The sequence below is a fragment of the Micromonospora sp. MGP-C2 genome (genome assembly GCF_057766525.1).
Genome location: NZ_JBYMEN010000002.1, coordinates 3,965,469 through 3,976,621 on the forward strand (window position 1 = coordinate 3,965,469; position 11,153 = coordinate 3,976,621).

General features: G+C 69.7%; 11 protein-coding genes, 1 tRNA gene and 1 pseudogene. 8 read left to right on the forward strand and 5 right to left on the reverse strand.

Annotation, left to right across the window (positions count from 1 at the left end; all coding sequences use genetic code 11):
• Positions 1–101: 101 nt before the first annotated feature.
• Genes AC3CF1_RS18115 through AC3CF1_RS18125 form a run of 3 tightly spaced genes read right to left on the reverse strand, consistent with a single transcriptional unit; the run spans position 102 to position 1,242 of the window.
• Complete coding sequence (locus tag AC3CF1_RS18115; RefSeq protein WP_088950573.1) at positions 102–563, reverse strand: RidA family protein; 462 nt, start codon at positions 561–563, stop codon at positions 102–104.
• Entirely contained in the window at positions 560–715 is a 156-nt protein-coding gene (gene sp36 / locus AC3CF1_RS18120; RefSeq protein ID WP_088950574.1) for a Sp36 family protein, read from the reverse strand. The genes AC3CF1_RS18115 and sp36 overlap by 4 nt, the downstream gene beginning before the upstream one ends.
• Before the next feature lie 44 nt (positions 716–759).
• Positions 760–1,242 (reverse strand): hypothetical protein, encoded by a 483-nt coding sequence (locus tag AC3CF1_RS18125; RefSeq protein WP_141911644.1) that lies wholly within the window; start codon positions 1,240–1,242, stop codon positions 760–762.
• Positions 1,243–1,802: 560 nt separating this feature from the next.
• Between AC3CF1_RS18125 and AC3CF1_RS18130 the strand changes: the two are divergent.
• The 3 genes and pseudogenes from AC3CF1_RS18130 to bagB form a co-directional block, all read left to right on the forward strand.
• Positions 1,803–2,390: pseudogene (locus AC3CF1_RS18130) on the forward strand (Rv0361 family membrane protein); the annotation flags it as partial.
• 26 nt (positions 2,391–2,416) lie between these two features.
• A complete protein-coding gene (bagA, locus tag AC3CF1_RS18135) occupies positions 2,417–3,394 on the forward strand; it encodes an ATPase BagA (protein WP_330464826.1) in 978 nt (325 codons plus the stop codon).
• A gap of 54 nt (positions 3,395–3,448) precedes the next feature.
• Positions 3,449–4,600 carry an ArsA family ATPase gene (gene bagB / locus AC3CF1_RS18140; RefSeq protein WP_172862126.1) on the forward strand — a complete coding sequence of 384 codons (1,152 nt, stop codon included), beginning with the start codon at positions 3,449–3,451 and terminating at the stop codon, positions 4,598–4,600.
• Positions 4,601–4,606: 6 nt separating this feature from the next.
• On the opposite strand, the gene AC3CF1_RS18145 is transcribed toward bagB, so the two are convergent.
• Positions 4,607–4,927, reverse strand: a complete 321-nt coding sequence (locus AC3CF1_RS18145; RefSeq protein WP_238646800.1) for a WhiB family transcriptional regulator — start codon at positions 4,925–4,927, stop codon at positions 4,607–4,609.
• A 407-nt stretch (positions 4,928–5,334) separates the two neighbouring features.
• On the opposite strand from AC3CF1_RS18145, the gene AC3CF1_RS18150 reads away from it, so the two are divergent.
• Positions 5,335–7,776 carry a penicillin-binding protein gene (locus tag AC3CF1_RS18150; RefSeq protein WP_488450895.1) on the forward strand — a complete coding sequence of 814 codons (2,442 nt, stop codon included), beginning with the start codon at positions 5,335–5,337 and terminating at the stop codon, positions 7,774–7,776.
• A 112-nt stretch (positions 7,777–7,888) separates the two neighbouring features.
• Here AC3CF1_RS18150 and AC3CF1_RS18155 read toward each other — a convergent pair whose 3' ends face one another.
• A complete protein-coding gene (locus tag AC3CF1_RS18155; protein ID WP_088950579.1) occupies positions 7,889–8,344 on the reverse strand; it encodes a GatB/YqeY domain-containing protein in 456 nt (151 codons plus the stop codon).
• 25 nt (positions 8,345–8,369) lie between these two features.
• On the opposite strand from AC3CF1_RS18155, the gene AC3CF1_RS18160 reads away from it, so the two are divergent.
• From AC3CF1_RS18160 to AC3CF1_RS18175, 4 genes are all read left to right on the forward strand, one after another.
• On the forward strand, positions 8,370–9,263 hold the full coding sequence (locus AC3CF1_RS18160) for a metallophosphoesterase (protein ID WP_141911651.1): 894 nt from the start codon (positions 8,370–8,372) through the stop codon (positions 9,261–9,263).
• A gap of 282 nt (positions 9,264–9,545) precedes the next feature.
• A tRNA-Pro gene (locus AC3CF1_RS18165) sits at positions 9,546–9,622 on the forward strand.
• A 264-nt stretch (positions 9,623–9,886) separates the two neighbouring features.
• Complete coding sequence (locus tag AC3CF1_RS18170; protein ID WP_355160166.1) at positions 9,887–10,591, forward strand: HAD family hydrolase; 705 nt, start codon at positions 9,887–9,889, stop codon at positions 10,589–10,591.
• Between the two features lie 225 nt (positions 10,592–10,816).
• Entirely contained in the window at positions 10,817–11,059 is a 243-nt protein-coding gene (locus AC3CF1_RS18175; protein ID WP_328369287.1) for an FG-GAP repeat domain-containing protein, read from the forward strand.
• The last annotated feature ends 94 nt before the right edge of the window (positions 11,060–11,153 follow it).

An 11,153-nucleotide genomic window follows, 5' to 3' on the forward strand; every position in this document is an offset into this window, starting at 1 on the left:
CACGATCTTGCCCACCGAACCCGGAGGAAGGGCCCCGTCGACGCCTGGTGGCGAGGAAGGGGCCCCTCCTGAGCGCGGATCGCGGGGGTGCTGGTGACGCGTCAGGCGACCTCGACGATGAGCTCGATCTCCACCGGGGCGTCGAGGGGCAGTTCGGCCACTCCAACCGCGCTGCGGGCGTGGCGGCCAGCCTCGCCGAAGACGGTCCCGAAGAGGTCGGAGGCACCGTTGATCACCGCCGGCTGACCGGTGAAGCCGGGCGCGGAGGCCACGAAACCCGTCACCTTGACGACCTTGACGACGTTCTCCAGGCCGACGAGCGAGTCGACAGCGGCCAGCGCGTTGAGCGCGCACCGCTGGGCCAGATCCTTCGCCTGCTCGGCGGAGATCCCGGCGCCGACCTTGCCGGTCGCGAGCAGCTTGCCCTCGGCGATCGGCAGCTGGCCGGAGACGTACACGTGCTGCCCGGACTGTACGGCCGGCACGTAACTGGCCACCGGTGGCACGACCTCGGGCAGTTCGAACCCCAGCTCGGCGAGTTTCGCGTGCGGACCGTTGCTCACGCCTTGGGCCGCTTCAGGTAGGCGACCAGCTGGTCCGGATTGGGCCCGGGGATCACGGCGACGAGCTCCCACCCGTCCTCGCCCCAGTTGTCGAGGATCTGCTTGGTCGCGTGGACCAGCAGCGGGACCGTGGAGTATTCCCACTTCTGCATCGCTGAAGGGCTCCCTCTCGGTGCGGAATTGTTCGAGGGACAGCCTACGGTCCGCTGGCGGGGCGAGGTGCGGGACGCTGCTCCGGAGCGGCCGGCAGCTCCCCGCAGAGCCCTTCGTGCTCGTATCCCTGGGGGCAGCGGGAGCGGTCGGGCAGCAGCAGGTCGCAGAACACCCGGTGCCGGTTGTTCTGGTCGTCGGCGTTGGACACGGTGGTCTCGCCGGCGTCCAGCTCGGGCAGGAAGCCCAGGGACACCGCGACCCGGCCGGCCAGCACGGTCGCCGCGGCCAGACTCGGCACCCGGATCGGCAGGTGGATGACGAAGCCCGGCTCGTCGTCGTCGCGGGCCCGCTCGGCGGGGCGGCCCGGCGCCCGAGCCGCCTCCGTCTGCTCCGGCATCCGGCGGTACGACCGTTCGTTTACCGGCTGGCTGCCGACGGGCCCGCCGGTCTCGACCACGGACCCGGGCCGGCGCGGCCGGTCGTTGGTCGGGAACTGGGTGCGAGGGATGTTGTCCGCGTCGCGCATGCACTGCCTCCGGTCGTACCTCTCGGATCATGCTTCCGGTCCGAACCCATTCGTCCGTTCCGGCCCCCGCACCGGGACGAAGGTAGGTCGGTGGCCGCAGTCCCGCCAATAGGACGCGCACAACGGCCACCAACAGTCACATATGCGACAGATCGACAGTCGGAGGATGGACTGCCAAACCGAGCGCGGCTCATCACCGACCGAACCGACGGCCCGCGCGGCATGGCAGGGGCGACGCCGATCCGCTCATCGACCGCTACCCTTCCGGTCGGACGGTCGCGCTGCGCCCGGACGCCCGCTCGATCACGCTCGGCGCCAGGGGTGGCGGCGGGCGCCGCACCCCCGGGGGAAAGACCATGACCCAACCGCCCAGCGGCGACCAGGCCGGCCCACCCGCTCACCCGCCGGCCCACCCGGATCCCGCCGGTCAGCCCGGCTCTCCGAGCATTCCTGCCCAGCCAGCCCCCGCCGCACCGGCCGGGCGGCTCGCCCTCCCCGCGTCCCCGGCCCAGCCGGCGCTCCCCGCTGGGCCGGCCGCTCCCTCCCGACCGGCCTTCCCCAGCCAGTCGAGTGGTGCTGAGGGTGCCGGGCAGCCGGAGGGGCCGGGTGGCTCCACTTCGACCGCGGCACCGACCCAGCCGGGCAGCCCGGAGATCCCGCCACCGCCGTCGGGGTACCCGCCCTACCAGGGCACGGCCGCGCCGAAGAAGAAGCGCGGCCTGCTGATCGCGGCGATCGCACTGGTCGTGATCATGGTGCTCTGCGTGGGCGGCGGCGTGGTGGCGTTCCTGACCCTGCGCAATGCCGAGACCGGCGAGGGCGCGAAGGAGCCTGCGATCGCCGTCGACGAGTTCCTCACCGCGGTCTACAAGGATCGCGACGCCTCCAAGGCTGCCGATCGGGTCTGTGCCGCCTCCCGCGACGACGAGAAGATCGCCGCGAAGGTCGCCGAAGTGCAGAAGTACGCCTCAGCGCACCAGAATCCGCGTTTCCGGTGGACCACCCCGAAGGTGGACAACCAGACCGGGGACCGGGCCACCGTCTCCACCCGGATCACCATGACCACCTCCGACGAGAAGGTGGCCGACCAGGACCTGCGCTTCACTGTGGTGCAGAAGACGGGTTGGTGGGTCTGCGAGGTCGCGTGACCGTCGGGCCTGGATAGGCTCGACGGGTGTGTGCAGCTGAGCGGCCGATCGAGCCGGCCGGTACCGGATGGTCCGCCCGTCTTCATGTGGTGACCGGCAAGGGGGGCACCGGCAAGACCAGCGTCGCGGCGGCCCTGGCCCTGGCGCTCGCCGCCGGCGGCCGGCGCACCCTGCTGGTCGAGGTCGAGGGGCGGCAGGGCATCGCCCAGCTGTTCGGCATCGACCCGCTGCCCTACGAGGAGCGGCACCTCGCCGACGCGCCGGACGGCGGCGAGGTACGCGCTCTCGCGGTGGACGCCGAGGAGGCGCTGCTCGAGTACCTCGACATGTTCTACAAGCTGGGCGCGGCGGGTCGGGCGCTGCGCAAGCTCGGTGCCATCGACTTCGCCACCACCATCGCGCCGGGGCTGCGGGACGTGCTGCTCACCGGCAAGGTGAAGGAAGCCACCACCCGCACCTCGGGGCAGCGGCGGGTCTACGACGCGGTGGTGCTGGACGCCCCGCCGACCGGGCGGATCGGTCGTTTCCTCAACGTCACGGCCGAGACCGCCCGGCTGGCCAAGGTGGGCCCGATCAAGACCCAGAGCGAGGGGGTCGCCGCGCTGCTGCGCTCCCCGATGACCGCTGTGCACGTGGTCACGTTGCTGGAGGAGATGCCGGTGCAGGAGACGGTGGACGCGATCGCCGACGTGACCTCGCTCGGCTTCGGCATCGGGAAGGTGATCGTCAACGGCGCCCGACCCCCGCTGCCCGCCGGCCAGGCGATCACCGCCGCGGAGCTGCGGCGTGGGCTGGTCGCCGCCGGCCTGCCGGCCGATCGGGACACCGTGGCCGGTTTGCACGACGAGGCCCGGGACCAGGTCATCCGTCGCGAACTGGAAGATTCGCTCCGCGCCGAGCTGGTGGAGTTGGGGCTGCCGATGGTCGAGCTGCCGTTGCTGCCCGACGGGGTGGACCGTGCGGGCCTCACGACACTGGCCCGGGCCCTCGTCAGCGCCGATTGACTCACACCTGAGCTCAGCACCGGCGCATGGACCGACGCGGCCCGATACGCTCGATTGGTGCCTTCCGAAGACGCGGCGCCGCAGCTGGACGTCGACCAGATCCTCGCCGACCCCGGCGTGCGGATCGTCGTGTGTTGCGGTGCCGGCGGAGTGGGAAAGACGACCACCGCTGCTGCGCTGGCCCTGCGGGCCGCCGAGCACCACGGCCGACGCACTGTGGTGCTCACCATCGACCCGGCCCGCCGGCTGGCCCAGTCGCTGGGCCTGACCGAGCTGGACAACACCCCTCGCCAGGTCAAGGGCATCGACGTCGAGAGCAGCGGCGGCGAGTTGCACGCCATGATGCTGGACATGAAGCGCACCTTCGACGACGTGGTGCTGCAGCACACCGATCCGGCGAAGGCCGCGGAGATCTTCGCGAACCCGTTCTACCAGGCGATGAGCTCGACCTTCGCCGGCACGCAGGAATACATGGCGATGGAGAAGCTGGGCCAGCTGCACGCCCGGGGCGAATGGGACCTCATCGTGGTGGACACGCCGCCGTCCCGCTCGGCACTGGATTTCCTGGACGCGCCGGCCCGGCTCTCCCGCTTTCTCGACGGCCGGATGCTGCGGCTGCTGCTGGCCCCGGCCCGCAGCGGCGGGCGGAGCATGTTCAGCCTGGTCACGGCCTCGTTCGGGATGTTCTCGAAGGTGGTGCAGAAGGTGCTCGGCGCACAGCTGCTCACCGACCTGTCCGGCTTCGTGGCCGCACTGGACTCGATGTTCGGTGGTTTCCGGCAGCGCGCCGAGCAGACGTACCGCATCCTCCAGGCCGGGGAGACGGCCTTCCTGCTGGTCGCGGCGCCCGAGCCCGACGCGGTCCGGGAGGCCGCCTACTTCGCGGGCCGTCTGCGGGACGAGCGGATGCCGCTCGCCGGCCTGGTGCTCAACCGGGTGCACCGACCGGCGGTGCCGGAGCTGGACGCCGAGCAGAGCCGGCTCGCCGCCGAGCGGCTGACCGAGCTGGGTGGGCACGAGGCCACCGCCGACGTGCTGCGGGCGCACGCGGCGCTGGCTCGTCAGGCGGTACGCGAGCAGCAGGTCGCCGCGCGGTTCACCGAGGCGTTCCCGGCGGTGCCGGCGGTGTCGGTGACGGCGCAGCCCGCCGACGTGCACGACGTCGACGGGCTGCGAACGATCGGCGCGGCGATCAGCCGGCCGTGACCGGTGTCAGGTGGCCGCGCTGACGAGGATCTTGTCCTTGCCGGTCTTGTCCTTGCTGTTCTTCTTCATCGCTGCCTCGAACATCTTGCGCCAGCTCGTCACCTGCGGGTGACGACGCAACAGCGCCCGCCGTTCGCGTTCGGTCATGCCACCCCACACACCGAACTCGATCCGGTTGTCCAGCGCGTCGGCCAGGCACTCGTACCGAACTGGGCAGCTCCGGCAGATCCGCTTCGCCACGTTCTGTTCGGCGCCTTGTACGAACAACGCGTCCGGGTCCCCGTTCTGACATGCCGCCAGCGACGGCCAGTCAGTGATCATGCCCATGTGTACACGTCCCCCCTTGCAGTACCTACCGACCTCGTCGATGCACGTCAGCCGGCAATTCCCCCCGATCGCCCGGCCTGCCTTCCCCAAGGCGGCGCGGACGACATGTGGCGCTGTCGCCGCCCCCATCATGCTCTGTAGTCACCCGATTACGCAACGTTGTCGGCGAAATCCATCATTCCGGACACTCCCGGCTTCCCGGGCCTTCAACCGCCGGTTACCCCGCCGAGGTCAGCGATAACGCCGCGCCGCCTCCCTGAATCGGAGGAGACTCACGCCAGGTCACACGCAACCAAGCACGGGGGGTCGTGCGTTTAGCACAACGAGGGCAGCGCACGCAGGAAATGGGGAAAGAACGCCCCAGCGCACCTCGTTCCCTACTCGCGTACCCTGCTGAGGTGACCTGGATGCGGAAACGTGACCACAATGTGCTGACCAACGCCGCATCGCTACTCGTGTGTGGCCTGTTGGCCGGCGTAGTGGTCGCTGCGGCGGCCTTCCCCGCGGTGGCGATGTCCGGCTTGGCCGCGAAGGCGGGCGCCGAGACATTCGGCAACCTGCCCACGGAGCTGACGGTGGCCCGAGCGCCGCAGATCAGCTACCTGCTGGCCTCGGACGGCAAGACACCGCTCGCAACGATGTACGACGAGAACCGGCGCGACGTGAAGCTCGCCGACATCTCTCCCTACATGCAGAAGGCCATCATCGCGGCCGAGGACCACGACTTCTACAAGCACAACGGCGTCGACATCAACGGTGTCGCACGCGCGTTCGTCAACAACCAGGCCGAGGGCTCCGGCCGGCAGGGCGCCTCGACGCTGACCATGCAGTACGTCCGGCTGGCCATCGCCTACTCGGCCACCCACCCGGCCGACGTGGTCGCGGCGACCGAGGACACCAGCGCCCGCAAGCTCCGCGAGATGCGGTTGGCCCTCCAGGTCGACAAGGAATTCTCCAAGGACGAGATCCTCACCCGCTACCTCAACCTCGCCTCATTCGGCAACGGCGCGTACGGCATCTTCGCCGCCAGCCAGGTCTACTTCGGTAAGCCGCCGAGCAAGCTCAAGATCGAGGAAGCGGCACTGCTGGCCGGCATGGTCAAGGCCCCGACGACGAACGACCCGACCACCAAGGCCGGCTACCCGCTCGCTCTGGACCGCCGTGACTACGTCATCCAGAACATGGTCGAGATCCAGGCCATCACCCAGCAGGAGGCCGATGCGGCCAAGGCCGTCAAGCTCGAGGTGAAGGACAAGCGCACCCCGAACGGTTGCGTTTCCGCCAACGTCAACAGCTGGGGCTTCTTCTGCGACTACTTCTACCGCTGGTGGATGCAGCAGGAGACGTTCGGTTCGACCTCGTACGACCGGGAGCGGCGGCTGAAGAGCGGCGGCTACACCGTCGTGACGTCGATCGACGTCCAGGCGCAGAAGGGCGCCGACAAGGCGGTCCGGAAGGCCAAGAGCGAGAACAGCAAGGAAGCCGCCATGGTCGCGGTGGTCGAGCCCGGCACCGGCCGGGTCCGGGCGCTGGCTGTCAACCGGCAGTTCAAGCTGGACGACCCGAAGAACCCGAAGAACAAAATCTCCAGCGATCCCGCGAAGAGCAAGAAGAAGATCCGGGGCAACTACCCGGCGACGGTCAACCCCCTGCTCACCGGTGGCGACGGCATCACCGGTTATCAGGCCGGCTCGACCTTCAAGATGTTCACGATCGTGGCGGCGTTGGAAAAGGGCATCCCGCTCAGCTACCCGATCAACGCGCAGAAGCAGTTCAAATCGGAATACATCATCCAGCCGGGCCCCGCCGCCTGCCCAGGCACCAACTTCTACTGCCCCACCAACTCGACCGAGAGCATGGCCGGCCCACACAACATGTGGACCGCGTTCGGCCGCTCGGTGAACACCTACTTCGTGCCACTGCAGCAGCAGGTCGGCGCGGAGAACGTGGTCAAGGCCGCCAAGCGGCTGGGCATCAACTTCCGGTCCCAGGAGGATCTGGACCTGGAGAAGGGTGCGCACCAGTGGGGCGCGTTCACCCTGGGCGTCTCGCAGACCACCCCGCTGGATCTGGCCAACGCCTACGCCACCCTGGCCGCGGACGGCACGTACTGCGAACCGATCCCGGTGCAGGAGATCCGCGACCCGGAGGGCAACAAGCTCGACATCGCCAACCCGCGCTGCGAGAAGCGGTTCAGCACCGACGTGGCCCGCGCCGCGGTGGACGCGGCCAGATGCCCGGTCGGTGACAAGTCGTCGTCCTCCCGGTGCGCGGGAGCCACTGCCGGCAACGTCCGCAACGACGTCGGTTACCCGGTGGCCGGCAAGTCCGGCACCACCGACTCGGAGAAGACCGCCGCACTGGTCGCGATGACCAAGCAGTACGCGGTGGCGGGCATCATGGCCGACCCGGACTGGCCGCAGACCAACGTGAAGATGAAGCACGGGGAGAAGGACGGCATCAACCCGCCGGTGTGGGAGACGCTGCGGGACGCCATGAAGGGCAAGAAGGCGATCCAGTTCGAGCCGCCGGGCCAGAAGATCTCCGAGGGCGACCAGCGGAGCATCCCGAGCGTGAGCTGCATCCCGCTGGATCAGGCGAAGTCCCGGATCAAGGGTGCCGGCTTCGAGCCGGTGGTCTCCGACACCAAGGTCAAGTCTTCCTGTCCTCCGGGCACCGCCCACGGCACCAGCCCGGACGGGCGCACCATCAAGGGTGGCGTGGTCACCATCGAGGTCAGCAACGGTGGTGGCGGCACCACGCCGGGCAACACCGGTGGTCCCGGTGGCCCCGGGCAGCCTGGCAACCCGCCCGGTCGACCCGGTGGCGGTGGTCGTCCCGGCGGCTGAGCCGACGAGCAGGACACAACGGGCGGGCACCCTTCTCGGGTGCCCGCCCGTTCGTCTGTCCGGTTGACCGGCTACCGATCCCGAGGGTGCCAGTCGCGGTGCCGCTGGCGGGTCAGAGGCCCAGCTGTCGGCGTACCTCGGAAGCCACCCGGCCGCCCTCGGCCTGGCCCGCCACCGCGGCCTGGGCCGCCTTCATGGCCGGGCCCATCTGGGCCTTGCCGGTGAAGCCGCCCGCGGCGAGCGCCCCCGACACCAGCTCGGCCAGCTCGGCGTCCGAGAGCTGCTTGGGCAGGTAGCGGTCCAGCACCTCACCCTCGGCCGACTCCTTCGCGGCCTGCTCGGCGCGGCCGGCGTCGGCGAACGCGGTGGCTGCCTCCCGGCGCTTCTTGGCTTCCTTGGTCAACACGGCGAGCACCTCGTCATCGGTGAGCTCGCGCTTGGCCTTGCCAGCGACCTCCGCGGTGCCGACGGCGGCCAGAGCCATCCGCAGCGTGGAGGTGGTCAGCTCGTCGCGCGCCTTGAGCGCGGAACGCATGTCGGCAGTGAGGCGGTCCTTCAGCGTGCTCATGGACGGTCAAACTACCCTGAACGCCATGCGAAAGCGCACACTATTCCGGCTTGCCGCCGGAACCGCCACGGTCGGCGCGGCCACCCTCGCGTACGCGTCGCTCATCGAGCGCAACATGTTCACCCTGCGGCGGTACGACGTGCCGGTGCTGCCGGCCGACGCGGAGCCGCTGCGTGTGCTCCACCTGTCGGACCTGCACATGATGCCCGACCAGGCGCGCAAGCAGCGCTGGGTGGCGTCGCTGGCCGCCCTCGACCCCGACCTGGTGGTGGTGACCGGCGACAACATGGCCCACCCGGACGCGGTGCCCGGGGTGCTGCGCGCCCTACAGCCGCTGCTGGACTATCCGGGGGCGTTCGTGTTCGGCTCCAACGACTACACCGGGCCGGTCCTGAAGAACCCGTTCACCTACTTCCTGCCCGACCGTGAATACACCGAGGGCGTCGAGCTCCCCTACGAGGAGCTGCGTCAGGTGTTCACCGGCGCCGGCTGGGCGGACCTCAACAACGTCCGGACCACGTTGAAGGCCGGCGGTCGGCAGCTCGACCTGGTCGGCGTGGACGACCCCCACATCGACCGGGACGACTACCCCTCGGTGGCTGGCGCTGTCTCGTCGTCGGCCGATCTGTCCATCGCGCTGACGCACTCCCCGGAGCCACGGGTGCTCGACCAGATGGCGGCGGACGGCTTCGGGCTGATGCTGGCCGGGCACACCCACGGCGGTCAGGTCTGCGTACCGGGCTTCGGTGCGCTTGTCACCAACTGCGGCCTGCCCCGCTCGATGGCGCGCGGTCTGCACCGCTGGCCGGGCTCGGACTCCTGGCTGCACGTCTCCGCCGGCCTCGGCACCCACCCCACCGCCCCGATCCGCTTCGCCTGCCCCCCGGAGGCCAGCATCCTCACCCTCATCCCCCGCTGACCCGCCCACACCCCTGCGCCCCGCGCAGGCCTCAAGATCCGCGCACACCCCCGCGCCCGCGCACACCCCTGCGCCCGCGCGGGCCTCAAGATCCGCGCACACCCCTGCGCCCCGCGCAGGCCTCAAGATCCGCGCAACATCAGGGATGTTGATGCCTCAGCCCGCGCCGAGGCAGCAACATCGGGGAAGTTGCGCGGATCTTGAGGCCTGCGCGGGGTCCGGGCAGCGGGGGTACCGAGTTTGACCATCGGGGCGGGTGGGCTACTATTTGTCGGCACGCCTCGGGGTGTGGCGCAGCTTGGTAGCGCGCTTCGTTCGGGACGAAGAGGTCGTCGGTTCGAATCCGGCCACCCCGACCAGGTCAGAGGGCACATCCGATCCATGGATGTGCCCTCTAGTGCTTCCTGGGTGACCAACTGCGGCCGGATCGAGGCCAGCCAGGGTTGCGACCCGGCGGAAGGCCCGGCGGACGTTGGCCGCATCGAGGCCAGCGTCCGAACGTGCGTCAAGGCCGTCTTGACGTGGTGGACCGGGGTGGCGGCCCGCTCCCCAGGAGGGCGGGTCGGCGGCAGGCGGGATGGCAAGCAAGGCGACAGCGGTGACGATCTCAGTAGGATGCGCACATGTCTCGGCCAGTGATCTTCGATCTCTTCCATACCCTGGTTCACGGTGCCGATGACGAGCGTGACCGGGTAGTCGGCGAGATGGCGCTCGTGGTCGGGGTGGCTCCGTCCGCGCTGATCGCTGCGTACCACGCCACCTGGCGTGACCGGCTGGTCCGGTGGGACGTGGAGGAGACCGTTCGCATTCTCGCCGGACGGCTTGGTGGCACGCCAACCGACGCACAGGTGACACAGGCCGGTGGACATCGGCGAGCCCTCGCGCGCCGGGTGCTGGGCACTGTCTCGACCGCCACCCTGGACGTGCTTGATGCGCTGCGCGACGACGGGCATCCGCTGGCCCTTATCAGCAACGCCACCTCGGAGACCGCCGAGGCGTGGCCGCAGAGCCCGCTTGCCCGCTGCTTCGACGTCGCGGTCTTCTCCTGCGAAGTCGGGCTGGCCAAGCCCCACCCGGAGATCTACCGCATTGCCGCTGAGCGGTTGGGCGTCGCGCCGGCAGAGTGCGTCTTCGTCGGTGACGGCGCAGACGGCGAACTGGCCGGCGCGGCAGCGGTCGGTATGACCGTGCTTCGTACCACTGAGCACAACGACACCGACCCGAGCTGGGGCGGACGTGCGTTCGCCACCCTTGGCGACCTGCCCGCCCTGCTGGGTGAGTCGGCCGGTCTAAGTTCCGCTTCAACGTCTGACGGTCGGGTTGGATGACCAACTGGGTGACGACGGACGCGACCGAGGCCGGACGCCCATGGACGCTGATGAGGCGTTCGGGCAGTTCAGCGCTGCTACCCGCGCAGCTCATCGCCGGTTGATCGTTCTTTCCGCACGAAGAGGTCGAGGTGCGGTTGCAGATGTTGTGCCACGATCGGCCCGTGCGTACCTGGGGTGGCCTGAGCCATGAGGAGCAGTGCCTCATGGTCAATGCTCAAGAACATGACCTCTGCGGGCGTCCTGCTGCAACGGCCGGACGGCTGGCTGGGCAACGAGTTCCGCGTCTCCCAGCTGCCGCCCGCCAGTTCCTTCACCCCGCGCGGGCTCGCGGTCGCCGACATCAACAACGACGGCCTGAAGGATCTGCTGATGGCCAACTACAACTACGGGCTCGTGGTGGTACCGCAACGCCCCGCGGCGACGTCCGCGGCGACGTCGCCGAAGGTCCAGGTAGGCCGGGCCTGAGCCACGTTGGAGGACTCGTCGGTGGAGGGCACATCCGATCAACGGATGTGCCCTCCACCGTTCCCGGGCGTGCCTGCGCGCTCAACCCACAAGG

Coding starts and splice junctions, on each gene's coding strand:
- AC3CF1_RS18175 (WP_328369287.1), top strand. CDS start 10,817: ATGACCTCTGCGGGCGTCCTGCTGCAACGGCCGGACGGCTGGCTGGGC.
- AC3CF1_RS18150 (WP_488450895.1), top strand. CDS start 5,335: ATGCGGAAACGTGACCACAATGTGCTGACCAACGCCGCATCGCTACTC.
- AC3CF1_RS18125 (WP_141911644.1), bottom strand. CDS start 1,242: ATGCGCGACGCGGACAACATCCCTCGCACCCAGTTCCCGACCAACGAC.
- AC3CF1_RS18170 (WP_355160166.1), top strand. CDS start 9,887: ATGTCTCGGCCAGTGATCTTCGATCTCTTCCATACCCTGGTTCACGGT.
- AC3CF1_RS18145 (WP_238646800.1), bottom strand. CDS start 4,927: ATGGGCATGATCACTGACTGGCCGTCGCTGGCGGCATGTCAGAACGGG.
- sp36 (WP_088950574.1), bottom strand. CDS start 715: ATGCAGAAGTGGGAATACTCCACGGTCCCGCTGCTGGTCCACGCGACC.
- AC3CF1_RS18155 (WP_088950579.1), bottom strand. CDS start 8,344: ATGAGCACGCTGAAGGACCGCCTCACTGCCGACATGCGTTCCGCGCTC.
- AC3CF1_RS18160 (WP_141911651.1), top strand. CDS start 8,370: ATGCGAAAGCGCACACTATTCCGGCTTGCCGCCGGAACCGCCACGGTC.